Origin of the sequence: Christiangramia sp. 3-2217-3z, assembly GCF_051195275.1 — a bacterium.
In the GTDB taxonomy this organism is placed as follows: Bacteria; Bacteroidota; Bacteroidia; order Flavobacteriales; family Flavobacteriaceae; genus Christiangramia; species Christiangramia marina.
This window is the reverse complement of the sequence record NZ_JBNJLI010000001.1, coordinates 557,916-581,715: the sequence shown is the minus strand read 5'-3', so window position 1 is coordinate 581,715 and position 23,800 is coordinate 557,916. Positions and strand designations below refer to the sequence as shown.

Sequence of the window (23,800 nt, the reverse complement as noted above, 5' to 3'; positions counted from 1 at the left end):
ACTTATTTTTTGCTTTGTACCCAGTTGTTCACTTTAGTATCCAGGATCGTTAGCGGTAAAGCACCATCTGTTAATACAACATCGTGAAATTCACGTATATCAAAGGCTTCTCCCAGTTCAGTTTTCGCCTTTTCTCTTAGTTCCAGGATCTTGTTCATACCTATCTTGTAAGCAGTCGCCTGCCCTGGCATTACGATATGTCGTTCTACCATTTTAACGCAGGCGCTTTCAGCAGCTGGTGTATTTTCACGGTAATAATCTATACCTTCCTGTCTCGTCCATTTTTTGGCGTGAATACCAGTATCTACAACCAGTCTGCAGGATCTCCAAAGTTCCATTGCAAGCCGACCAAAATCTGAATACGGATCTTTATAGAATCCTATTTCCTTCGGAATATATTCACTGTATAATCCCCAACCTTCCACGTATGCAGTGTAAAAGCTGAATTTTCTAAAATCCGGGATAGAATCCAGTTCCTGCGCAATAGCGATCTGCATATGATGGCCTGGAATTCCCTCATGGTAAGCCAGTGCTTCCATTTCGTATTTAGGCATCGCTTTCATGGCATAAAGATTGGCATAGTAAGTTCCGGGGCGGGAACCATCCAAAGCAGGTTGTTGATAGAAAGCTTTACCAGCACTTTTTTCTCTAAAAGGTTCTACCGCTTTTACTACGATATCTGCTTCAGGCATGGTATGGAACAATTCCGGAAGCCTGGTTTTCATAGTATTGATCACCTGTTTAGCTTGTGATAAATATTCTTCTTTTCCGGCTTCAGTATCTGCAAAATAAAATTGCTCATCATTTTTCATGAAATCAAAGAAATCCTGAAGACTTCCCTCAAAACCTGTTTGTTCCATGATTTTCTCCATTTCTGAATGAATTCGAGCTACTTCACTTAATCCTATCTGGTGAATTTCTTCTGCTGAAAGATCTGTAGTAGTGACCCTTTTCAGTGCAAGTTCATAGAACTCCTCCCCTTTTGGGAATTTCCATACACCAGCTTCTTCAGTAGCGCGCAACTGCTGATTCTCCAAATGATCTATCAAACTCTGGTAAGCAGGCTGAACATGATCTACAAGTGCCTCTTCCGCAGCATTGACCAGTTTTGTTCGTTCCGCATCTTCCAGATCTAATTGATCGATCTTCGTGGTAAAGTCTTCCATTAAAGCACTGGCGTTAGCCGACTTTGAAAATGGCTTTCCTTTGATAATATTCCTTGAAGCATCTAGTGTTCTGTCGAAAACGAATTTAGGCGGAATAATTCCGTTCTGCTCTCTAAGCTGTAACTGTTCGATCACATCTTGCATTACTTTCTCCAGTCCCTCCAGTCTGGCAATATAAGCCCTGGCATCACCGATGGAATCTATGCGATGCATATTGATTAAAAAAGCAGGAAGTTCTGCATGTAGCCCGTGCATTTGCTCAATTGGATAATTGTAAAACCTGAAATCATAATCATCTATCTCATTTTGAACCTGCCTGCGATACAGGTCGTAGCTTAACCTGGTATCTTCATCCAAAGCCGCTACATCTACCTGATCGAGATAATCCATACGTTCCCGTGCCTGTTCAAGATCTTCAGCATATTTAAGATTGGAATAATCATCCCATCGATCATAATTTGTTTTCAGCCCTCTTCGGGTCTGGGTCTCTGGAGATTCCTGAACTTCTTTTTCGAACTCACGCGCAAAGTAAGCGTTCATTTCTTCGGAAGCGCTTTGCTGCTCCTCTTCAGAGTAATCTGAATTTTGCTTTTCATTGGCACATGAGCTTAGCAAAATTCCGAATAACAATAGGTAAACTGATTTTTTCATTCTAAGATTTATTCTTCTAAAACTGAAAATTTAATGGCTGAATCTCCGTAGATCGTATGTGTTTGCTTCTGAAAATCTTCCTCTTCAGCTTCAAAGATATTATCTACATAAGTTTGTGGATTCCTATCGATTAGTGGAAACCATGTACTCTGAATCTGGATCTGCACTTTATGACCTTTTTTGAAAGTATGATTCACACCCTGCAACGTAAGATTTACATCGGTTTTTTTATTAGGCTCAAATGCTTCCGGTTTTTCAAAGCTATTTCTGAATCTTCCGCGCATCACCTCACTACGAACCATCATATGATAATTGCTCATTTTAAGATGAGGCATGGTTTCTTCGTAGTTCTCTGTATCTTCAGGATAAACATCCACCAATTTTACCACCCAGTCTGCTGAAGTTCCCGTTGTCGCCACCTTTAGCATCGCTTCAATGGGTCCGGTCATTTTCATATCTTCTTCCAGGACTTCAGTTTCAAATACCAGGACGTCTGGTCTTCTGGCTGCGAATCGCTGATCTCCAGACATATATTCTCTTGGCGTAAACACCATTTTGATCTCACTATTATAAGAAACTGGTTTTGCTGGATCGCTCACAAAAGTTTCTTCATGATCTGATGACTTTTCTGATAATTGCTCCTTAGCTCCCAGATACCAGGTTTTCTCCATAGTATTCTTCGGCGGCCATTCAGTATAATCATTCCATTCGCGAGCTCCTGTATCATAAATATGTGCTTCAGGCAATCTCAAAGCATCCTTAGTTTTTTTCTTCAGAAAATGATTGAAAAATTCAGTTTCATAATCTCTTTGAAAATGTGTGGATATACTATCACCAAAATAGACATTCCCTACAGATTGTCTTCCAGATTCCCTAGCCCAATCACCGTGACTCCAGGGACCAAAAACGATCATATTGTGATTATCACTCTTCTTTTCTATACTCTTATAAATATTGAAAGGTCCGTACAGATCTTCTGCATCAAATAGTCCGCCCACGATCATTACCGCCGGCTTAATATCTTTCATATGCTGAACGATTCCTCGTTTTTGCCAGAACTCATCATAATTTGGGTGTTCTTTTAGCTGTTGCCAGAACTCGTTATCCTCTTTATAATATTCATCAAGATTGCTCAAAGGACCCGCATCCATAAAAAACTGGTATTGATCCTGAGTTTTCAGATCTGGAAATTCGTACCAGCTGGTATCTACAGGAGTATCTTTCTGATATCCAAAAACCGCCGTAGCTCTCCAGTAGCTTAGTAAATAAGCGCCATTATGGTGAAAATCATCAAAGAAGAAATCACCGATACTTGCCTGAGGAGATGCTGCTTTAAGAGCTGGATGCCCACTTAAAAGTGAATACGTACTGTAAAATCCTGGATAGGAAATTCCCCAGGTTCCAACCTTTCCATTGTTATTTTTCACATTATTGATCAGCCATTCTATCGTATCGTAAGTATCGCTGGCTTCATCTACCTCTTTCCCTTTTTTATTCGGAATAAAGGCACGCATATTATCATATTTTCCTTCGCTCATCCATCTACCGCGTACATCCTGATAGACGATAATGTTACCTTCTTTCATCATGATCTCATTAGGACCGATCTTGGATCTGAACTGATCTTCTCCATAAGGTCGGGAACTATAGGGAGTTCGCTGCATCAACATTGGATATTCAGATGAAGTATCCTTTGGAGTATAGATCGTAGTGTGAAGTTTTACACCGTCTCGCATGGGAATGTCTACTTCCATTTTATCGTAATGGTCTTTGACATCGTAATCTGTCTCATTTTGAGCATTTAAGGGATTCAGTATAAAAAGAAGTAATACTGAAAACAGGGAAGTATTGAATATTTTCATTCGATTATTTTTATAAAGCGTCTAAAGATAGAAATTAGGTAAGTATTCCTGAAGGAATTCAGGAAAAACAAGAGTTTGCACATATTAAATATGTCAATTCTCTTAGCTGAAGCTGATTTTAAGGATTTCCCGATCTCCTTTTTCTACGGAAAAGCGATTATCTGCACGTTGGTTGATGATCCAGACAAGATCTTCTCCGGAAAACAGTAGCCAGGTTTGCTCCTTTTGTGGTAAACTGAATTTTTCATCTTTAAAATAATCACTCAGCTTCTTTTTTCCTTTCATTCCGAAGGGAACAAAAAAGTCACCCTCTTTCCATTTCCTGATCAGCAAAGGAAATTTAAGTTTTCGAATGGGCACAAAAATACTGTGGGTTGCGGCCTTGTCAAATTTTTCAACTTCGGTCAAATGCAGAGTTCCAAATTCAGGGATCATAACAAACTCCTCCCCTTTTTCAAGTTGATATTCCTTATTGACCGACTCATCCTGAATCTCAGTAAGCAATAACCTATTCCTATCCTTAATAAGCCTGTGGGTATCTGAAAGCACCATTTTACCAGTCTGCGCGTCCATAAGGTCATGAACATCGTTCCATTCAGTAAATCCAAAGGATTTGAGCAATTGGTAAAGTACCTGTTTCGAATTAGGCACTTTCTTTAAGAAGGCAATATCCAGGGCGTAACCAAACACGTCCCTACTGATGATCTTTGGATAAAGCAGACTCATATAATCCTCTACCAATTCCATGCTTTCGTTCAAATGTTGCTGAGTTTTCGCAAAAGTTTCAAGTAATTGTGGATTAAGCTCCTGCATAAGTGGCACCATATGATGTCTTATACGGTTTCTCATATATTTATCTGAAGCATTACTGGAATCTTCGCGCCATTTTAAACTTTTACTATTGGCATATTCTTCGATTGCAGACCTGGAAAAATTGATTAGTGGTCTTATGAGTTGATGATGTTTATCTTTAATTCCCTGCAGACCTTCCGGGCCGGTACCACGAATAAGATTGATCAAAAAAGTTTCAAGATTATCATTCGCATGATGTGCTGTTAAAGTATAATCAAACTCCATGGAATTTGAAAGTTCCTCAAACCAGTTGTAACGTAATTCCCGGGCAGCCATTTGAATAGAAATACCAGCATTTTCAGCAAACTTCAGCGTATTAAAACTCTGAGTGAAAAATGGGACTTCCATATTTTCTGCAAGCTCTTTTACAAAGGCTTCATCTGCATCATTTTCTTCTCCTCTAAGATTGAAATTACAATGTGCTATGGAAAATTCCATTTTTGACAACTTACATAGATGCGCTAGAACAACACTATCCACACCACCACTTACGGCGATCAACAATTTATTGGTGCAAAGAAAAGGGTATTCCTCTTTGATGATCTTTTTGAAGGCTTTTTCCATATCTAATCAAATATACAAAGCCTGAATTTAATAAAAAGCAGCTTAAAGATTCTCCAGAACTTCACGCAATGCCCTGGATTTCAACAGACATTCTTCATATTCTTTTTCGGGATTCGATTTGGCAGTAATAGCTCCTCCTACAGAAAATGACAGATACTTATTCGTAGAATTATAAAGAATACTACGAATTACCACGTTAAAATCGAAATTACCTTCTGGAGAGAAATAGCCCACAGCGCCGCTATAGAGTCCGCGTTTAGTACTTTCCAGCTTTTCTATGATCTTCATTGCTGAAATCTTGGGTGCTCCGGTCATACTTCCCATGGGGAAACTCGTTCGTAGTGCCTCTACTGGCTCAATGCCTCTGGCGATCGTAGCAGTGACTGAAGAAATCAGCTGGTGTACCTGTTTAAAAGAATACACTTTGCATAGTTCATCCACTTTTACTGAACCTTTTTCAGCGATCCTGGAAAGATCATTCCTAACAAGATCCACAATCATTACGTTTTCTGACATTTCCTTTGGATCCCTGGCCAGATTAAGAGCAATTTCCTTATCCTCCTCAGGATTGGAAGATCTTCTCGCTGTGCCTTTAATGGGCTGGGTAAGCAATTGTTCACCTTTTTTACGTAGATAACGCTCCGGGGAAGCCGAAACAAGATTGATGTTTTCGAGTCTCAGGAATGCAGCAAAAGGAGGTTTTGAGATCTCATTAAGACTTTGGTAGATAGAAAATGCATCCAGATCCACATTTTCACTGAAGAATTCCTGGCACAAGTTCGCTTCATAAATATCCCCACGATGAATATGCTCAAGCATTGCTCCTACCTTTTCAAGATACTCCTCCTTACTAATTCTGGATTGTATTTCTATTTTCTCTACAGAAATTTCAGTTTTAAGCTTAAGATTCTGAATCTCTTCAAAATCAGTTTCAATTTCGTCATCTACCATTCTCAGGTAAATGAAATCGGCTATGTTATCTTTTAAAAATACCAGTTTTTGAGGCTGAAAAAAGTAAAGATCTGGAAAATGAAGTCCGTCGTAATTAGAAGATTTTAATCGCTCTACGTCATTTTTTAGGTCGTAGCTTAAATAACCAAAGATCCAATCTTTGGTAGCTTGCTGATATTCCTTCAGTTTATCGAAGGCGTTTTGGTGATCGGTTTTGATAGCGGTAAAAGCTTCTACAGCAAGTACTGCTTCAAATTCGGTATTTTCCGAAGAATCCAGATTACTATCCAGCCATACGATATCCGGAAAACTGCTTCCCCAGGTGAGTAATTTCTTTTTGAAATCTGACATATCCTGTACGGCAAAAGATCTTTTTGTTCTCAATTAAGCTTCGATTTGATGGGCAAAGGTAGTAAGCACATCTTCAATTCCCATATCCAGCACTTCGTTTGTCACCTTAGCATCTTCAAAATTATCCTGGAAAGATGGAAAACTAAAGCTTTCGATGACATCACCGCCAAATCTTCCGAAGATATCACGGCAATAATCCAGGGAACTTTTGGCTCCGCGTTTACCCGGAGAAGTACTTACCAAAAGGATCTTTTTTCCTTCAAGAAAGTTTTTTTGATTCCGGGATAACCAGTCAATGATATTCTTAAAAAATGCAGAAGCAGTCCCATTGTGCTCATTCACCGCAATGATCAAGGCATCGTGATCTAGAATATAGTTGTGAATGATCTTTGCGTTCATTGGAATTCCCGATTCCTTTTCGATATCCTCATCATAAACTGGGAAAGGAAAATTGGTTAATTGGAGCATTTTGATCTCATGTCCCTGGATACGTCCTGTGATATGATCCAGGAGTCTTTGATTTATGGAAGTACTACTGTTAGAACCGGCAAATGCGAGAATCTTTTTCATGTTTGATTTTCTCTAAAATTACTGAAAATTTATCTTAGCTTTTCGTTTCAAAAATCTGGTAAGAGAGTAACTGAAATAAAAATTATGGAGAGGACCACTCATTATATAGAGAATGAACATCTAAAGATCGGAGTTCTGGAAACTGGCGCCGAGCTTTGCAGTATTCTGAATAAAAAATCTGGAAGAGAACATATCTGGCAGGCAAATCCAGATGTTTGGGGAAGTCATGCGCCTAATCTTTTTCCAATCATTGGAATGCTGAAAGATGGGGAATATAAATTTGAAGGCGCAACTTATAGTCTACCAAAACATGGAATCATTCGGCATAACGATCAGATAAGACTAAAAGAGAGAACTGAAGATCAGCTTGTTTTTGAACTTCTTTATTCTCAAGAAACCTTGAAGATGTATCCATTCAAATTTTCCTTCAGGATCTATTTTATTCTGAAGAATAAGCAATTGGAAGTAAAGCATCATATTGTTAATCTTGATGAAAAGCCTTTATATTTTTCACTTGGAGGTCATCCAGCTTTCAATATTCTCTATTCTGAAGGTGAAAAAACTGAAGATTATTCTCTTCAGTTTGACCAGAAACTAAACCTTACGACGGAGATCCTTGATGAAAACGGCTTACTTGGTGAGAAAGAGGAAGTGATACTTAAAAATGAGCAAAACCTGCAACTTAGATCAGATCTTTTCGACAAGGACGCATTGATCTTCCGAAGTATTACATCAAAAAAAGTAGAGCTACATAGCAAAACTGAAGGTGCTATTTTAGGAGTTGAATTTGAAGATTTTAAAGACCTTGGAATCTGGGCAAAACCAAACGCATCCTACGTTTGTATCGAACCATGGCTTGGCTATACAGATCTTGCAGATTCTAGTAAAAATTTCAAGGAAAAAGCTGGGAATGAAGTGCTGAATGCGAATGATGATTTTAAGGCTAGTTACCAGATTAGCATTTACTAGTATATAAATGTGCAGGTTAGCACGTTAAGCAGTACCTTTGCAAAAATAAAAACTTATACTTTGAGCTTTCAGGATCTAAACCTAAACACTCCACTGCGTAATGCACTGGAAGATCTTAATTTCCAGACACCTACTCCAATCCAGGAACAGGCGTTTTCATCGATCACGTCTGGACGGGATGTTGTTGGGATCGCGCAAACGGGAACTGGTAAGACCTTTGCCTATTTGCTTCCACTTTTAAGAATGCTCAAATATTCGGAACAAAAAAATCCCAGGATCTTGATTCTTGTTCCAACCCGTGAACTTGTTGTTCAGGTTGTTGAGGAAATAAAAAAGATCGCAAAGTATATTAATGTACGAATTTCAGGAATCTATGGTGGCGTGAACATAAATACGCAACACCAGGATTTAATGCAGGGACAGGACATCCTGGTAGCAACCCCACGACGATTGTATGATCTGGTGCTGCGCAGAGCTGTTCAGTTAAAATCCATTCAGAAATTCGTGATCGATGAAGTGGATGTGATGCTAGATCTTGGATTCAAGTTCCAGGTGAATAATATCCTCGAATTGCTTCCACAGAACAGGCAAAGTATTATGTTTTCGGCAACTATGACCGAAACCGTGGAAGCGATGATCGACGCAAATTTCAAAACTCCCGAGAAAATATCGGTTGCCGTAAGTGGTACACCTCTTGAAAATATAGAGCAGCGAGCTTATAAAGTTCCTAACTTCAATACGAAGGCAAATCTTTTTAAAGAGCTGTTCACAGATGATGATGAATACCGAAAAGTGCTTATTTTCACGACCGACAAGCGTTTTGCTGACAAACTATACGATATTCTTAATGCCGAATTCAGGCATCAGGTAAGCATGGTTCATACAGGGAAAAGTCAGAATTACCGACTTAACAGTCTGCAGGAATTTGCTGAAGGTCGTACGCGTATCATGATCTCTACAGATGTGATGGCTCGTGGACTGGATATCGAGAATGTATCACATGTGATCAACCTTGATACTCCGCATTATCCTGAAAACTATATGCACCGTATTGGTCGTACCGGTCGGGCAGAAAAGAAAGGTGTTGCGATTATTTTTAAGACCGAAGCTGAAGCCGAAAATTACGAAAAGATCGAAACTCTGATGGATATGCAAATTCTGGAACATTCGATACCGGAAGCCGTTGAAATTTCTACGGAATTGATCGAGGAAGAGAAGCCAAGATCTATAGAAATCTATAATCCGCATTCAGATGATCAGGAAGCAGGACCGGCCTTTCACGAGAAAAAGGACAAGAATAAAAAGGTAAATCTTGGAGGTAGTTATCGCCGGGAAATTGCCAAGAAATATAAGAAACCTAAAACCCGTGGTGACAAGAACGCCAACCGGAGATGGAAAAAATAAAAAAAGGAGCGCATTTGCGCTCCTTTATGTTTATGATCTGTTTTTCTTCTTTGCTGCCTTGGCTGCTCTCTTTTCTTTTAAACTCAGCACAGGTTCTTTCTTAGCTGAATTCTTTGAAGGTGATTTTTCTTTCGCCATGATTTCTAAAATTAGAATTAACGGTTAAATGTAGTGAATGTTTCTCTACGAAAATGAAAAATTAATTAAGTGAATAATTCAACTTATGTATCATGGATTTTTGGCGTTCGTAATTTGAATGATGAAAAAGATGAATTGGTGTACCTAAGCCTTGGCTGAATTCGCATCAAGATCAGATTTACGAATCCAGTTGAGAATAAAACTGGAGATCCTACCAAACAGGAAGGTAAATCCACCGAATAATGGAGCTAGCAAACTCACTTTAAGCCCTGCTACAAACATTGCCGGGTTCACGTTATCAAGAGACTCAAATGCATCAAAGATCTGTATCAGGCCTATAAATTGCGTAAACAGTCCGACTACCAATGCGATCAATGCCAATTGATTAATAAGAGAAATGTTCTTTCGGAATTTATGCCCAACTGCGGATACATTGATTGCTGCCCGAACGACCAGGAATATTATAATAAAGAATGAAATTAAGATGAGACTCATAGCCAGTGGTCCACCTTCATTAATTCGATCCCCAAGCTGCTGAAAGAAACCCGGGTTTTGAAAAAGAATACTACTTAGTAAAATCATCATTTAGTTTTATTAGTTAATGATAGCAAACTTAGGAGGAAGTTAGTTTTAAAATATAGAATTGAGACCAGTTACGTGTTTTTGAGCCGATTCTACCATTTACCGAATTTTTCCAGTTCTATTCTGAAAGCGATGTTATCCAGCTCCTTAAAATAGTAATTCGTCGCAATAATTTTTATTAACCGAAATTAAGTCTCATTTTTATTCACTAATGAAACTAAGTTCGATCATCCTGGGAATGGGAAGGAAATTTCTACTACACAGCCTTTTCTGGCTCGTGGTCTTGCTTTATTTCACCTTCTTTTTTGGGTTTGAAGATTCAGAATTCAGGCAGGTAATGAACTTTTCATCTTTTTTTCTTCCTGTCACCATTTTGACCACCTATACATTTATTTACAGGATCATTCCTCGATATCTTATTCCGAAAAAGTATTTGCAATTTGGTCTATATAGCTTAGCTGCACTTGTAATTTCAGCCTGCTATATCACAACTTCGGCTTTTTACGCCAAGGTGCTGACTTCCGGTTATGAATATCAGGGAAGTTTTCCTATTACAAAAAGCCTTATTTATATCATGATTAGCGTCTATCTGGTAGTGGCGCTTGCTTCTGCATTTAGTCTGCTGAAGTATAATTATTCTACTGCATCTAAGAATGAAGAATTGAAGAACAGGATCCTGGAAGCGCAGTTGAAATTAAAAGAACAGGAGCTTAAATATCTGAAGATGCAGATTCATCCTCATTTTCTCTTTAATTCGCTAAATACTATTTACGGATTGAGTTTAGCCAATCATCATACTACGTCAGAAATGATCCTGCAACTATCAGATTTACTGGATTATATTCTTTACCAAACCAAAAAGCCAGTGGTCTCGCTGAAGGATGAAATAAAACATATCACTAACTATATTGATCTGGAAAAAAAACGCTTTCAGGAGCTCCTCATCGTTGATTTTGAAATCGAGGAATTCATAGAAGAAATTCAGATTGCGCCCATGTTATTATTGCCTTTTGTAGAAAATTGTTTCAAGCATGGTCGTGGCGCCGATGGAAAATTGGAAATCAGCATTAAAATAAAAGTAAAGAATGACCAATTAATGTTTTTGATAGAAAATTCAAAAGCTCAGCTCTCAGCAGAACATTCAGAAGATGGTATTGGTCTTGAAAATATTAAACGAAGACTTGATCTGCTATATGAGAATAATTATCAACTTGATATTGAGACCAGACCAGATCATTATTATGTAAGATTGATGCTGAAATTTTCCAAAAATACTGTTTATGCCTGATAACATTCGCTGTTTGATAGTAGATGATGAACCTGTTGCCCTGGACATTCTGAAAAATCATATTTCAAAGATAGATTTCCTGGAGATCGTACTGGCTTGCCGGAATGCTATAGAAGCATTTAATTGTATTAGTTCGAACAAAATTGACTTGATATTTCTGGATATCAACATGCCTGGAATTACAGGGATCGCATTTGCAAAATCTATTAATAAAGATATCAAGATCATTTTCACCACCGCTTACAGAGAATTTGCGATCGAGGGATTTGATCTTCACGCAGCAGATTATTTACTTAAACCTATTTCCTTCGAAAGATTTCTTGATGCAGTTAATAATTTCAGGCACCTCTATTCTTTTCAAACAAACGAAAATCTGCCTGCTTCTTCCAATGAGTTCTTTTTTGTTAAGATCGACCGGAAAATGCATAAAATAGATTTTCAGAAGATCTTATGGATAGAAAGTTTGAGCGATTACCTGAAAATAGAAACCACCGAAGGCACGAAAGTTACCAGAGAGACAATTTCCTCCATTGAAGAGAAACTTCCAGATGCTAATTTTCTAAGAATTCATAGATCATATATTATTAACATCAGTAAAATTGAATCGTATTCTCATGAAGAATTGGTTATAGAGAATAAGTCGTTACCAATTAGTCGGACTTATAAGGAGAATCTACAAAGAGAAATGAAAAAATTCTCTTAGTTACAATTTTTTAGAATCTTCAATTATATCGATTGATTTATTAAGCAATTCATCTTCACCTTTCCTAAAGCCTTCAATAGTAGGCTTAATTTCAATATCGGGAACAATCATTGGATTAAAGATTAATGATTTAAAAAAATAAAGCCCGGACATCATAACGTACGGGCTTAAAAATATACCGTAATTTATCTTACTCTAGATATGCAAAGCTCTGTTTTCAGTAGCGGCAAGAGCGGCTTCCTTAACAGCTTCAGCATAGGTCGGGTGAGCATGGCTCATTCTCGCTATATCTTCCGCAGAAGCTCTGAATTCCATAGCAGTTACCGCTTCAGCAATAAGATCTGCAGTTCTTGCACCAATCATGTGCACTCCAAGAACCTCATCGGTCTTTTCATCGGCAAGGATCTTTATAAGCCCGTCAATGTCTCCACTGGCTCTTGAACGTCCTAATGCTCGCATAGGAAATTTACCTTCCTTGTACTTCACTCCCATTTCCTTTAATTGCTCTTCAGTTTTTCCTACTGAAGCAACTTCAGGCCAGGTGTAGACTACTCCCGGAATCAGGTTATAATCGATATGAGGTTTTTGACCCGCGATCAATTCGGCAACCATCGTTCCTTCTTCTTCAGCTTTATGAGCAAGCATGGCACCTCGCACCACATCTCCAATTGCATAGATATTATCTACATTGGTTTGCAAATGCTCGTTTACCTTAACTCTACCTTTATCATCAAGTTCAACTCCTGCAGCATCTGCGTTCAAACCATTTGTAAAAGGTTTTCTTCCTACAGAAACAAGGCAGTAATCTCCTTTTATCTCGATTTCCTTATCTTTTTTATCATCTGCTTTTATCGTGATCTCGTCACCGTTTCTTTCAACAGACTTCACTTTGGTACTAACATGGAATTTGATTCCCTGCTTCTTTAAAACTTTCTGCAGCTCTTTGGAAAGTGCGCTATCCATAGTAGGAATGATACGATCCAAATATTCAACAACCGTTACTTCAGCTCCCAGGCGACGATAAACCTGCCCCAATTCCAGCCCAATCACACCACCACCAATTACGATCATGTGTTTAGGAACCTCTTTAAGTTTAAGTGCTTCGGTAGAAGTGATCACTCTTTCCTTATCCAGTTCAATAAAAGGAAGACTTGCCGGTTTAGAACCTGTAGCAATAATAATTTTTTTTGCTTCTATAGTTTTGGTATCTCCTTCTCCCTCGATCTTGATGTGAGTCTTATCTTCAAAAGAACCTACTCCTTCATAAACATCGATCTTGTTCTTATCCATAAGGAATTTCACTCCGTCACAGGTTTGCTGAACAACAGATGATTTTCTATCCATCATTTTTTCCAGGTTAAGCTTTACCTCTCCCGGAATTTCGATACCATGGTCTTCAAAATGTTTGATCGCATCCTCAAAATGGTGTGAGGAATCAAGTAGAGCTTTACTTGGAATACAACCTACGTTTAAACAGGTCCCACCAAGTGTGGAATATTTCTCTATGATCGCAGTTTTCATCCCAAGTTGTGCGCAGCGAATCGCAGCAACGTATCCACCTGGTCCCGATCCTATAACTGCAACATCATATGTACTCATAATTGTATGTTTTTACTAATTTTTGAACAAATTGATTACAAAAGTACGACTATTCTCTACAATGACCAATGCACCTGAGAGTCCTGACAAAATTTTAAGAATTACAGATTAATGATCGTGCTTTGCTTCACTTTGTTGATCGTAAAGACACTTTTTGTACTCCCAATATGATCTAGGCTGGTAAGCTTAGCTACCATAAATTCACGATATTCATCCATGTCTCTTACCAGAACTTTCAATATATAATCATAGTCTCCGCTCACATGTAAACATTCGATAACTTCGGGCAGACTGGTGATATCCTTTTCGAATTTTGTAAGTATTTCTTTTTTGTGCTGAATAAGTTTGATCTGGCAAAGAACCATAAAACCTTTGCCGACACTTTCCGGGTTCACCAATGCAACATATTTCGCAATGATTCCATCGCGTTCCAGCTTTTTAATACGTTCGTAAATCGCAGTAACTGAAAGTTTCAGGTCATTCGCAATCTCCTTATTCGTCTTTTTGCTATCCTCTTGAAGATGCTTTAAAATTCTTTTATCCAGCTCATCAATTTTCATACGCCTATTTTTTTGGGTGTCTGAACTTAAAATTTTTCGGTTAAAATTATTTGCAGACTATAAAATTAGTTATTTAATCTATAATACTACCACCTCGTAGTTTTATATTCTACTCATACCTATATTACTTGTTCTTAAGTCGGTTTTACCAGAAATTTGAATATTTAAATTCAGAAATCATGAAATACAAACCAGCAGATCACATTCAGGACTTACAATATTTTGGAGAATTTGGAGGTGTGAACCCTTCGATATCAGATTCTTCAACTTACACTTTTCTTTCAGCCAAAACCATGTTCGATACCTTTGAAGGTAATGCCGAAGGTTGTTACTTATATTCCCGGCATTCCTCCCCATCCAATCTTTATTTGGGCGAAGCACTCGCAGCAATGGAAGGAACAGAATCTGCTAATGTCTCTGCTTCCGGGATGGGTGCGATCACATCGGTTCTTATGCAGCTTTGCAATGCCGGTGACCATATTGTTTGTAGCAGAACCGTTTATGGCGGCACTTATGCATTTCTGAAAAATTTCGCACCAAAATTTGGCATTGAAACCACATTTGTAGATATCACTAAACCTGAATTGGTGCAGAATGCCCTTCAGAAGAATACAAAAGTGATCTACTGCGAGAGTGTGAGCAATCCATTACTTGAAATCGCAGATCTAGAAGCCCTGGCTAAAATCTCTAAAGCTTCTAATTCAAAACTGGTAGTAGACAATACATTTTCACCACTTTCTATTAGTCCGATTAAACTTGGTGCAGATGTGGTGATTCATAGTTTAACGAAATTTATCAACGGTAGCAGTGATACTGTTGGCGGAGTTGTATGTGGCACTACGGAATTTATTAACGACCTTAGAAATGTAAATGATGGCGCAGCTATGCTACTGGGTCCAACTATGGATAGTCTGCGTGCTGCCTCTATTCTGAAAAATTTACGAACCCTACATATTCGCATGAAGCAACATAGTCACAACGCAATGTTCCTGGCTCATAAATTTCAGGAGGATGGGTTGAAAACAGTCTATCCGGGATTGGAATCCCATCCAGGACATGAAACTTTCAAAACCATGATGAACGAATCTTATGGGTTTGGCGGGATGCTGACCCTCGATGTTGGTTCACTGGATAAAGCAAATGAATTGATGGAACTTATGCAGGAAAGAAATCTGGGCTATCTGGCTGTAAGTTTAGGATTTTACAAAACCCTGTTCAGCGCGCCCGGAACTTCAACCTCTTCGGAAATTCCTGAAGAAGAGCAGAAAGAAATGGGATTAAGTGATGGTTTAATTCGATTTTCCATAGGGTTGGATAATGATATTGCAAGAACTTATGAAATGATGAAAGATTGTATGGAAGAAGTAGGTATTCTAAGTGCTGAAATGGTCTAAAATTTTGCAGGATTAAGCCGAATGTCGTAAAATTACGTTCATAAAAATATGAACAACATTAACGACCGGTTATAAATTTCCAAGCCTTAAGGTAGATCTGACGATTTTCAGAATACCCTAAGGCTTTATTTATGCCTTAAAAATAGAATCTCCTGAATGGAAAACTCTGCTGCAAATCCTGAAAATGAACCTGTAATTGAGAATAAGGAATTAAGTATCTGGGAAGCATTAATTCCGGTACTTATTCTTGTTGCTATGTTAGCTTTCAATGTTTTCGTTTTCGGTGATGATGCTCTTGGAGGTTCTAATCAGTTCATTCTATTACTTGGAGGAGCCGTTGCCGCGATCGTTGGTTACTTCAATAAAGTAAAGTTTGATACCATGGTTGATGAAGTTGCCGGCAATATTCAAAGCACTTCCGGAGCGATTCTTATTTTATTGATGGTAGGAGCTCTCGCAGGAACCTGGCTTATTAGTGGAATTATCCCTACTATGATCTATTACGGACTATTAATTCTAAATCCCACAATATTTCTGGCTGCCTGTGTTGTTATCTGTTCTGTGATCTCTGTGGCTACAGGAAGTAGCTGGACAACTTCAGCTACCGTTGGTATTGCCCTCATCGGGATCGCTGATGCGCTGGGAATTGGATTGGGCATGACGGCGGGTGCAATTCTTTCTGGAGCCTATTTTGGGGATAAAATGTCTCCTTTAAGTGATACTACAAATCTTGCTCCGGCTATGGCGGGAACAGATCTTTTTACACATATAAAATATATGGCATTAACCACCGTGCCTACAATTACCATAACTCTAATCGCCTTTATCATAATTGGACTTAACCTGGACACGAGTGGAACTACAGATACTTCTACGATCCTGGCTTCCATAGAAAAGAGTTTTACGATAACGCCCTGGCTCTTTGTAGTTCCTGTCATCGTAATCATTCTTATCGTCAAGAAAACCTCTCCGCTTATCGCATTATTAGTTGGAACTCTAGCCGGAGCGGTTGCCGCACTTATTGTACAACCAGGCATTGTACTGGCAGTAAGTGGAATGAATGAACTTAATTTTATTAGTGGATATAAAGGACTCATGAATGCCATCACGGTAGACACCGCGGTAGAAACCGATTCTGAAACTCTTAATGACCTGTTTGCTTCCAGCGGAATGCAGGGAATGCTAGGAACTATCTGGTTGATCATTTGTGCCATGGTATTTGGCGGAATTATGGAAGCAATTGGAGCCTTATCCAGAATCAGTAAAGCCCTTCTGAATCTATTCCATACCACCTTCGGATTGTTTGCAAGTACTGTATTTAGTTGTCTTGCCTTGAACGTAACCGCTTCAGACCAATACCTGGCTATTGTAGTACCGGGAAAAATGTTTGCAAAAGCTTATAAGGATAAAGGTCTTGCACCAGAAAACCTTAGTCGTAGTCTTGAAGATTCGGGAACAGTGACTTCTGTACTTATTCCATGGAATACCTGTGGAGCTTATCATAGTGGAGTTCTGGGTGTTCCTGTACTTTCCTATGCTGGTTACGCTTTCTTCAATTATTTGAGTCCATTTATGACCCTTCTTTTCGCTGCCATCGGACTAAAAATTAGAAAAATTTCTACCAAATAATCATTGTCAAAACCTTAGAATAACTGCTAAATTTCTGAGTATTTGATGGTTATAGAGTGTCGCTATCATTGATTTTACAATGCATAGACAGACTCTATTGTGTGATAAAATCATAAAATTTAAAAAGTCTTGGAAACGCAGTGAAGATTATACTTTTGCAGCGTAGAAAAAGAACATTTTTAATTTTAAAAAAATTTAACAATATGGCTTTAGTAGGAAAAAAATTTCCAAATCTTAGTGTAGACGCAATGAACGAAATGGGTGATACTTTCAAATTAAACATTTTGGAGGAGGCTCAGAAGAATAATAAGAAGGTTCTTTTATTCTGGTACCCAAAAGACTTTACGTTCGTATGTCCTACAGAGCTACATGCATTTCAAAATGCAATGGCTGAGTTCGAAAAGAGAAACGTAATGGTAGTTGGAGCATCTTGTGATACTCCTGAAGTTCATTTCGCATGGTTGAACACTCCTAAGGATAATGGCGGAATTGAAGGTGTAACCTACCCAATTCTTGCTGACAGTAACCGTAACTTAAGTTCAAGTCTTGACATTCTTGACATCATGAGCGAAACTTATGATGATGAAACAGGAGCTGTAACTCTTGAAGGTGATAACGTAACTTACCGAGCAACTTACCTTATTGATGAAGAAGGAACAATTTTCCACGAAGGTGTAAACCACATGCCACTTGGAAGAAACGTAAATGAGTTCTTGAGATTGATCGATGCTTACACGCATGTACAGGAAAAAGGTGAGGTTTGTCCAGCAAACTGGGAAGAAGGTAAAGAAGGAATGAATGCAAACCGCGAAGGTGTAGCTTCATACTTAAGCCTTAACTAAGAAGTATCCCTGAATTAATAACATTAAAAAAATTGCTATGATTAAGGAATTAGATCAGGATAACTTAAATGAAATTGTAAATGCTAATGATACTGTAGTAGTACAGTACATGGCGGGATGGTGTGGAAACTGTCGTTTAATGAAGCCAAAATTCAAGAAGTTATCTGCAGAGCATGAAAATGCACAGTTTATTCTTGTTGATGCTGAAAAGTATCCGGAATCGAGAAAACTGGCGAAAGTGGATAACCTTCCAACATTTGCAACCTTTAAAAATGGAAGTTTTAAGAATCAGGTTCAAACGAATAAGTTTGACCAATTAAAAAACTTAGTAGATGAAGTTACCAGTAATTAAGCATTTACAGCGAAACAACGATGTAAACAAACTTGAAAGTACGATTGATGTACTCGAAAGCTTTACCGAACACCGTTCAGTTTCTGAAGAAGAAATGGACGTGATTGGTGAATTACTTACAAATCTTTGTGGTGCTGTAGAAGTGCATAAAATGATAGAAGACGGTACTCCTGAAAGGGATGCTGCTAATAATTTTGTCAAGAAAGTTTTAGGGTCTATAGACAAATAATCCTTTTTGATAAACCAGATAGCAAAGGCTGTTTCATTGTGAAACAGCCTTTGTTGTTTTATGATAATTTTAGTAATAACCGAAACACAATCCTATAAATTTAGCAATCTAATATATGAATAGAAATGGCAAAGATTGAACTTGGTGGAGAAACTGTAACTACATACGGCTCACTTCCAGCACTAGATGAGAAAGCTCCTCATTTTGAATTAATTAAATCTGATCTTTCGATTGGAACCCTGGATGATTTTAAAGGAAAGCGAGTTATTCTCAATATCTTTCCAAGTATTGATACCGGAGTTTGCGCGACTTCAGTTCGCAACTTCAACAAGAGAGCTTCAGAATTAAAAGATACCGTAATACTTTGTATTTCCAGGGATCTGCCTTTTGCTCAACAAAGATTTGTAAGCGATGAGGAATTGAACCAGGTCGTAAATTTATCAGATTTTCGAGATAGAAATTTTGGTAAAGACTATGGTGTTGAAATTCTTGACGGACCCTTTGAAGGTTTATTATCTCGTGCAGTAGTGGTTCTTGATGAAGATGCTAAAGTGATACATTCCCAGCAAGTACCTCAAATCGAGGATGAACCAGACTATCTTGCTGCGCTGAAAACACTGTTATAATGAAAAACACTTTCCTCGGAAAGAGAATCAGAGGAGGAGGATACGCCTTAAAAGGTGCACTACTGCTGCTTAGCCATGAAGCCAGCATACAGGTGCAATTTGTCATTTCGATTTTGGTTTGCATTGCGGGTTGGTATTTTGATATTACCAGAACAGAATGGATGTTTCAATTCGTAGCAATTGGAATGGTCATGTCTGCAGAAGGATTGAATTCAGCCATAGAAGCAATGGCAGACTTTGTACATCCCGACTTTCATAATAAGATCGGGCATATTAAAGACATTGCTGCAGGTGCTGTGTTTATCGCTGCAATAATCGCGATCGTCATCGCGGGATTTATCTATATTCCTTATTTAACCAGTTAATACCCCACTACATGAAGCAGTATCTAATATATGTTCTCTGCCTGTGTACCGTATTTTCTGTTACAACTCAGGAACTGCGGGAATTGGACATAGATCTTAAGAATTATGAATATCCTTATAATGTAAATTTTCTCGAACTTAATATTCAGAACAGCACCTATTCTATGGCTTATATGCACATAGAGGCGGAGAATCCAAATGGTGAAACCGTAGTCTTATTACACGGCAAAAATTTCAACGGCGCATACTGGCAAACTACCATAGATACTCTTCAAAAATCAGGGTACAATGTGCTGGTGCCAGACCAGATAGGGTTTGGAAAGTCCAGCAAACCAGAACATTTCCAGTATACGTTTCAGCAACTGGCAGAAAACACCAAAAAGCTTATCGATACACTTGGGATCGCGACGACCTCTATTTTAGGTCATTCTATGGGAGGCATGCTGGCCACCCGTTTTGCTTTGATGTATCCCGAAATAACCAGTAAACTTGTTTTACTCAACCCAATAGGACTTGAAGACTGGAAGACCAAAATTCCATATCAAAGTATAGACGACTGGTATGAGCAGGAATTGGATAAAAACTACCAGGGTATCAAGACATACCAGCAGGAAAGCTATTATGCTGGCGATTGGAATGATGATTATGCACAGTGGGCTAAATTACTTGCGGGATGGACATTGAATGAAAAGTATCCATTGATAGCCTGGAATGCCGCACTCACCTATGATATGATCCTTACGCAACCTGTAGTTTATGAGTTTAAGAATCTGCAAATGCCAACATTATTGATCATTGGGACCCGGGATCGAACAGCTTTGGGTAAAAACCTGGTGAGTAAGGAAGTAAAAGCGAGCATGGGATTATACGATGAACTCGGAGAAATAACCGAAAACAAAATACCGAATGCGAAATTGGTGGAAATTCCAGATACCGGACACTTACCACATATTGAAGCTTTCGATAAATTTACAGCAGCACTTCTACCCTACTTAAAGAATAAATAGTAAAACCAGTCGTTTACGACTTGTAATCGGGGCAACTTTGAAAATTGAAGTTTTTTTTCCTTAATTTGGATAAGGCTAATTTGTATTTTTGCCGAAATTCGTCAACCTACCTATGGCCAAAAAGAAACCTAAGACCAGGAAAACAACAAAAAAATCCAGTAAATTATCTTTCAGCCTCAACAGGCAGCAAAAAGTAGTGCTTGGAAGTTTTCTTATGCTATTTGGTCTGGGTCTTATAGTCGCCTTCATATCTTTTCTTTTTAACTGGCAGGCAGACCAGAGCGTACTCCAGGAACTTGGGAATCGTGATGTTGAAGCCAGGAACTGGTTGAGTAAATTTGGTGCATCTGTAAGTGATTTTTTCGTATATAAAGGCTTCGGACTAGCCTCTTTCTCTATCGCATTTTTAATACTGTTAAGCGGCATCTATTTATTCTTTGGATTTAAGATTTCCAGCCTGAGGAAATACTGGTTCTGGGGAATTCTGGTGATGATCTGGCTCTCTGTAATTCTTGGTTATTTTGCTGAAAAAAATGCACTTCTGGGAGGTAGAATCGGTTATGAAACCAATGATTTTTTACAGGATTATCTTGGCTTCTTCGGAAGCATTCTATTAATGCTATTTCTGCTAATTGCTTACCTAGCGATACGACTGAAAGTCACACCGGAAATGGTTGGTTCTTACCTTAATTCTGGTAAACAGGAACTTCAGACCGCAATGCAAAAGCATCAGGCCAGTGTTTCAGAAACTGAAGAAGAAATTGAATGGAAAAAAGAAGTAGTCTTACCAAAAGACGAAGAAAAACCGGCAGAAGTTGACCTAAGCAGCAAACCTGAAAAGAAGCCTGAGAAGAAAAACAGCCCGGAAGCTATTCCGAAGATGGAAGTAAAAGCTCCGGTGGAAGAGGATAATGTGGCAATGGAAGTTGAAGCTGCTCCTGAAGAGGAAGAAGAAGATAACCTGAGTCAAAAACTGGTAAAGGATTTTGGTGAATTTGACCCAACCCTGGAGCTGAAGAATTACAAATTTCCCACGATCGAACTGCTTAAGGATTACGGCGGTACTATCACGATCAACCAGGAAGAACTGGAAGAAAACAAGAATCGTATCGTTGATACGCTCAAGAATTATAAGATAGAAATTGCACAGATCAAAGCAACCGTTGGTCCAACAGTAACCTTATATGAGATCGTCCCTGAAGCCGGGATTCGTATTTCGAAGATCAAGAATCTTGAGGATGATATTGCTCTTTCGCTTTCTGCACTTGGAATCAGAATTATTGCTCCAATTCCGGGTAAAGGAACCATTGGTATTGAAGTACCAAATAAAAATGCCAGCATAGTATCCATGCGTTCGGTGATCGCTTCACCTAAATTTCAGAATGCAGAGATGGAATTACCGCTAGCTTTGGGTAAAACGATAAGTAACGAAACCTTCGTAGTCGACCTGGCGAAAATGCCACATATGTTGATGGCGGGTGCTACCGGACAGGGTAAATCTGTTGGTTTGAATGCGATTCTAACATCGCTGCTATATGCCAAGCATCCAGCTGAAGTGAAATTTGTCCTGGTAGATCCTAAAAAAGTGGAACTTACCTTATTCAATAAAATAGAGCGCCACTACCTCGCAAAATTACCAGATGATGGGGAAGCGATCATCACAGATAATACAAAAGTGATCAATACCCTGAATTCTTTATGTATCGAAATGGATGATCGATACAATCTTTTAAAGGATGCCATGTGCCGTAACTTAAAGGAATACAATACGAAGTTCAAGGCAAGAAAGTTAAATCCGAACGACGGACACAAATTCCTGCCATATATCGTTTTGGTAGTGGATGAATTTGCAGATTTGATCATGACCGCCGGGAAGGAAGTGGAAACGCCAATTGCCAGACTGGCGCAGCTAGCACGTGCCATTGGAATTCATTTGATCATTGCAACTCAAAGACCTTCGGTGAACGTAATTACCGGAATCATAAAGGCAAACTTCCCGGCCAGAGTAGCTTTCAGAGTAACGTCCAAGATCGATTCCAGGACTATTCTGGATAGCCAGGGAGCAGATCAATTAATTGGTCGTGGAGATATGTTGTTTACGCAGGGGAATGAACTTAAGAGACTACAGTGTGCATTTGTGGATACTCCAGAGGTAGACAAGATCACCGAATTCATTGGTTCTCAAAAAGCTTACCCTGAAGCTCACCAACTTCCTGCCTACGAAAGCGAGGAAAGTGGCACAGGACTTGATATAGATGTGAGCGAGCGAGACAAGCTGTTTCGCGAAGCTGCAGAAGTAATCGTAACCGCCCAGCAGGGCTCGGCTTCTTTGCTTCAGCGTAAATTGAAACTTGGGTATAACCGTGCAGGTAGAATAATAGATCAACTGGAAGCCGCTGGCATCGTTGGTCCGTTTGAAGGAAGCAAGGCAAGACAGGTTTTAATTACAGATATGGTAGCGCTCGATCAACTATTAAATGAAAAACCAGACTAAAAAAATTAGAATGAAAAGATTAGTATTTATTTTGGCAGTTATACTCAGTTTTGGAGTACAGGCGCAGGAAGCATCAAAAGCTCAGAAATTACTAAATGAAGTTTCAGCAAAGGTGAGGAATTATGACAATATGGTTATAGATTTCAAGTACTCACTTGAAAACGAAGCTGAGAATGTGAGTCAGGAAACTCGAGGAGTTGTTAGTATTGACGGGGACAAATACCTGTTGAATTTAATGGGAACCACACAGATGTTCGACGGGAAAAAGATCTATACGATCATTCCGGAAGATGAGGAGATCAACATTTCCAATTATGTTGAGGAAGATAGCAACAGTATCACACCTTCAAAAATGTTCACATTTTATCAAAATGGGTATAACTACAAGATGGATATCACTCAGAATGTGAAAGGTAGAGAGATCCAGTATGTTAAACTTACACCAAAAGATAGCAAAGCTGAGATCAAGAATATTCTTCTTGGGATCGATACTCAAACCAAGCATATTTACAATATGATCCAGACCCAGGAGAACGGAACTAAAGTGACGATCACTGTGAAAAGTTTCAAGACAGATCAACCACTTGCAAAAAATCTATTTACCTTTAACGAAGCTAGATACAGCGACTTTTATATCAATAGATTAGACTAA

22 protein-coding genes are annotated in these 23,800 nt (G+C 38.7%); 14 read left to right on the top strand and 8 right to left on the bottom strand.

Features of this window, described 5'->3' with window-relative positions; genetic code table 11:
* Positions 1-2: 2 nt before the first annotated feature.
* The 5 genes from ACSHZO_RS02805 to ACSHZO_RS02785 form a co-directional block, all read right to left on the bottom strand.
* Positions 3-1,817 (bottom strand): DUF885 domain-containing protein, encoded by a 1,815-nt coding sequence (locus ACSHZO_RS02805; protein ID WP_298246548.1) that lies wholly within the window; start codon positions 1,815-1,817, stop codon positions 3-5.
* An 8-nt stretch (positions 1,818-1,825) separates the two neighbouring features.
* Positions 1,826-3,679 (bottom strand): CocE/NonD family hydrolase, encoded by a 1,854-nt coding sequence (locus ACSHZO_RS02800; RefSeq protein WP_298246547.1) that lies wholly within the window; start codon positions 3,677-3,679, stop codon positions 1,826-1,828.
* A 102-nt stretch (positions 3,680-3,781) separates the two neighbouring features.
* The gene (gene tilS, locus ACSHZO_RS02795) at positions 3,782-5,095 is read right to left on the bottom strand and encodes a tRNA lysidine(34) synthetase TilS (RefSeq protein ID WP_298246546.1); all 1,314 of its coding nucleotides are present in this window, start codon (positions 5,093-5,095) and stop codon (positions 3,782-3,784) included.
* Between the two features lie 42 nt (positions 5,096-5,137).
* Positions 5,138-6,430, bottom strand: a complete 1,293-nt coding sequence (pabB, locus tag ACSHZO_RS02790) for an aminodeoxychorismate synthase component I (RefSeq protein WP_298246545.1) — start codon at positions 6,428-6,430, stop codon at positions 5,138-5,140.
* Entirely contained in the window at positions 6,431-6,967 is a 537-nt protein-coding gene (locus ACSHZO_RS02785) for an NADPH-dependent FMN reductase (RefSeq protein ID WP_298246544.1), read from the bottom strand. It lies immediately after the preceding gene.
* A gap of 84 nt (positions 6,968-7,051) precedes the next feature.
* Between ACSHZO_RS02785 and ACSHZO_RS02780 the strand changes: the two genes are divergently transcribed.
* Both ACSHZO_RS02780 and ACSHZO_RS02775 read left to right on the top strand, forming a co-directional pair.
* Positions 7,052-7,936, top strand: coding sequence for an aldose 1-epimerase family protein (locus tag ACSHZO_RS02780; protein WP_298246543.1), 885 nt, complete (start codon positions 7,052-7,054; stop codon positions 7,934-7,936).
* 60 nt (positions 7,937-7,996) lie between these two features.
* A complete protein-coding gene (locus tag ACSHZO_RS02775) occupies positions 7,997-9,340 on the top strand; it encodes a DEAD/DEAH box helicase (protein ID WP_298246542.1) in 1,344 nt (447 codons plus the stop codon).
* A 282-nt stretch (positions 9,341-9,622) separates the two neighbouring features.
* Here the strand turns inward: ACSHZO_RS02775 and ACSHZO_RS02770 are convergent, their stop codons facing one another.
* Positions 9,623-10,063 carry a hypothetical protein gene (locus ACSHZO_RS02770; protein WP_298246541.1) on the bottom strand — a complete coding sequence of 147 codons (441 nt, stop codon included), beginning with the start codon at positions 10,061-10,063 and terminating at the stop codon, positions 9,623-9,625.
* Positions 10,064-10,271: 208 nt separating this feature from the next.
* Between ACSHZO_RS02770 and ACSHZO_RS02765 the strand changes: the two genes are divergently transcribed.
* On the top strand, positions 10,272-11,348 hold the full coding sequence (locus tag ACSHZO_RS02765; protein ID WP_298246540.1) for a sensor histidine kinase: 1,077 nt from the start codon (positions 10,272-10,274) through the stop codon (positions 11,346-11,348).
* A complete protein-coding gene (locus tag ACSHZO_RS02760) occupies positions 11,341-12,051 on the top strand; it encodes a LytR/AlgR family response regulator transcription factor (protein ID WP_298246539.1) in 711 nt (236 codons plus the stop codon). Before ACSHZO_RS02765 ends, ACSHZO_RS02760 begins: the two co-directional genes overlap by 8 nt.
* Positions 12,052-12,246: 195 nt before the next feature.
* Here ACSHZO_RS02760 and lpdA read toward each other — a convergent pair whose 3' ends face one another.
* Together lpdA and ACSHZO_RS02750 are read right to left on the bottom strand one after the other, a co-directional pair.
* The gene (gene lpdA / locus ACSHZO_RS02755) at positions 12,247-13,650 is read right to left on the bottom strand and encodes a dihydrolipoyl dehydrogenase (protein ID WP_298246538.1); all 1,404 of its coding nucleotides are present in this window, start codon (positions 13,648-13,650) and stop codon (positions 12,247-12,249) included.
* Between the two features lie 101 nt (positions 13,651-13,751).
* Positions 13,752-14,210, bottom strand: a complete 459-nt coding sequence (locus ACSHZO_RS02750; protein ID WP_298246537.1) for an Lrp/AsnC family transcriptional regulator — start codon at positions 14,208-14,210, stop codon at positions 13,752-13,754.
* 179 nt (positions 14,211-14,389) lie between these two features.
* Here ACSHZO_RS02750 and ACSHZO_RS02745 point away from each other — a divergent pair, with 179 nt between their 5' ends.
* From ACSHZO_RS02745 to ACSHZO_RS02700, 10 genes are all read left to right on the top strand, one after another.
* Positions 14,390-15,604, top strand: a complete 1,215-nt coding sequence (locus ACSHZO_RS02745) for an aminotransferase class I/II-fold pyridoxal phosphate-dependent enzyme (protein WP_298246536.1) — start codon at positions 14,390-14,392, stop codon at positions 15,602-15,604.
* Between the two features lie 156 nt (positions 15,605-15,760).
* Positions 15,761-17,233, top strand: coding sequence for a Na+/H+ antiporter NhaC (gene nhaC / locus ACSHZO_RS02740; RefSeq protein WP_298246535.1), 1,473 nt, complete (start codon positions 15,761-15,763; stop codon positions 17,231-17,233).
* A gap of 203 nt (positions 17,234-17,436) precedes the next feature.
* On the top strand, positions 17,437-18,075 hold the full coding sequence (locus ACSHZO_RS02735; protein ID WP_298246534.1) for a peroxiredoxin: 639 nt from the start codon (positions 17,437-17,439) through the stop codon (positions 18,073-18,075).
* 37 nt (positions 18,076-18,112) lie between these two features.
* Positions 18,113-18,427, top strand: a complete 315-nt coding sequence (locus ACSHZO_RS02730) for a thioredoxin family protein (protein WP_298246533.1) — start codon at positions 18,113-18,115, stop codon at positions 18,425-18,427.
* The gene (locus ACSHZO_RS02725; RefSeq protein ID WP_295179259.1) at positions 18,408-18,656 is read left to right on the top strand and encodes a DUF6952 family protein; all 249 of its coding nucleotides are present in this window, start codon (positions 18,408-18,410) and stop codon (positions 18,654-18,656) included. The genes ACSHZO_RS02730 and ACSHZO_RS02725 overlap by 20 nt, the downstream gene beginning before the upstream one ends.
* A gap of 125 nt (positions 18,657-18,781) precedes the next feature.
* Positions 18,782-19,282 carry a thiol peroxidase gene (gene tpx / locus ACSHZO_RS02720; RefSeq protein ID WP_295179257.1) on the top strand — a complete coding sequence of 167 codons (501 nt, stop codon included), beginning with the start codon at positions 18,782-18,784 and terminating at the stop codon, positions 19,280-19,282.
* Positions 19,282-19,647 (top strand): diacylglycerol kinase family protein, encoded by a 366-nt coding sequence (locus tag ACSHZO_RS02715; RefSeq protein ID WP_295179255.1) that lies wholly within the window; start codon positions 19,282-19,284, stop codon positions 19,645-19,647. Before tpx ends, ACSHZO_RS02715 begins: the two co-directional genes overlap by 1 nt.
* 11 nt (positions 19,648-19,658) lie before the next feature.
* Positions 19,659-20,654, top strand: coding sequence for an alpha/beta fold hydrolase (locus ACSHZO_RS02710; RefSeq protein WP_298246532.1), 996 nt, complete (start codon positions 19,659-19,661; stop codon positions 20,652-20,654).
* A gap of 112 nt (positions 20,655-20,766) precedes the next feature.
* Positions 20,767-23,148, top strand: coding sequence for a DNA translocase FtsK (locus tag ACSHZO_RS02705; RefSeq protein ID WP_298246531.1), 2,382 nt, complete (start codon positions 20,767-20,769; stop codon positions 23,146-23,148).
* A gap of 10 nt (positions 23,149-23,158) precedes the next feature.
* Positions 23,159-23,800 (top strand): LolA family protein, encoded by a 642-nt coding sequence (locus ACSHZO_RS02700; protein ID WP_298246530.1) that lies wholly within the window; start codon positions 23,159-23,161, stop codon positions 23,798-23,800.

Bases quoted from the DNA above. Each gene is read 5' to 3' on its own strand.
- tilS (WP_298246546.1), bottom strand. From the start codon at position 5,095: ATGGAAAAAGCCTTCAAAAAGATCATCAAAGAGGAATACCCTTTTCTT.
- ACSHZO_RS02705 (WP_298246531.1), top strand. From the start codon at position 20,767: ATGGCCAAAAAGAAACCTAAGACCAGGAAAACAACAAAAAAATCCAGT.
- lpdA (WP_298246538.1), bottom strand. From the start codon at position 13,650: ATGAGTACATATGATGTTGCAGTTATAGGATCGGGACCAGGTGGATAC.
- nhaC (WP_298246535.1), top strand. From the start codon at position 15,761: ATGGAAAACTCTGCTGCAAATCCTGAAAATGAACCTGTAATTGAGAAT.
- tpx (WP_295179257.1), top strand. From the start codon at position 18,782: ATGGCAAAGATTGAACTTGGTGGAGAAACTGTAACTACATACGGCTCA.
- ACSHZO_RS02780 (WP_298246543.1), top strand. From the start codon at position 7,052: ATGGAGAGGACCACTCATTATATAGAGAATGAACATCTAAAGATCGGA.
- ACSHZO_RS02735 (WP_298246534.1), top strand. From the start codon at position 17,437: ATGGCTTTAGTAGGAAAAAAATTTCCAAATCTTAGTGTAGACGCAATG.
- ACSHZO_RS02715 (WP_295179255.1), top strand. From the start codon at position 19,282: ATGAAAAACACTTTCCTCGGAAAGAGAATCAGAGGAGGAGGATACGCC.
- ACSHZO_RS02700 (WP_298246530.1), top strand. From the start codon at position 23,159: ATGAAAAGATTAGTATTTATTTTGGCAGTTATACTCAGTTTTGGAGTA.
- ACSHZO_RS02770 (WP_298246541.1), bottom strand. From the start codon at position 10,063: ATGATGATTTTACTAAGTAGTATTCTTTTTCAAAACCCGGGTTTCTTT.
- ACSHZO_RS02725 (WP_295179259.1), top strand. From the start codon at position 18,408: ATGAAGTTACCAGTAATTAAGCATTTACAGCGAAACAACGATGTAAAC.
- ACSHZO_RS02785 (WP_298246544.1), bottom strand. From the start codon at position 6,967: ATGAAAAAGATTCTCGCATTTGCCGGTTCTAACAGTAGTACTTCCATA.
- ACSHZO_RS02745 (WP_298246536.1), top strand. From the start codon at position 14,390: ATGAAATACAAACCAGCAGATCACATTCAGGACTTACAATATTTTGGA.
- ACSHZO_RS02750 (WP_298246537.1), bottom strand. From the start codon at position 14,210: ATGAAAATTGATGAGCTGGATAAAAGAATTTTAAAGCATCTTCAAGAG.
- ACSHZO_RS02730 (WP_298246533.1), top strand. From the start codon at position 18,113: ATGATTAAGGAATTAGATCAGGATAACTTAAATGAAATTGTAAATGCT.
- ACSHZO_RS02800 (WP_298246547.1), bottom strand. From the start codon at position 3,679: ATGAAAATATTCAATACTTCCCTGTTTTCAGTATTACTTCTTTTTATA.
- ACSHZO_RS02805 (WP_298246548.1), bottom strand. From the start codon at position 1,817: ATGAAAAAATCAGTTTACCTATTGTTATTCGGAATTTTGCTAAGCTCA.
- ACSHZO_RS02765 (WP_298246540.1), top strand. From the start codon at position 10,272: ATGAAACTAAGTTCGATCATCCTGGGAATGGGAAGGAAATTTCTACTA.
- ACSHZO_RS02760 (WP_298246539.1), top strand. From the start codon at position 11,341: ATGCCTGATAACATTCGCTGTTTGATAGTAGATGATGAACCTGTTGCC.
- ACSHZO_RS02710 (WP_298246532.1), top strand. From the start codon at position 19,659: ATGAAGCAGTATCTAATATATGTTCTCTGCCTGTGTACCGTATTTTCT.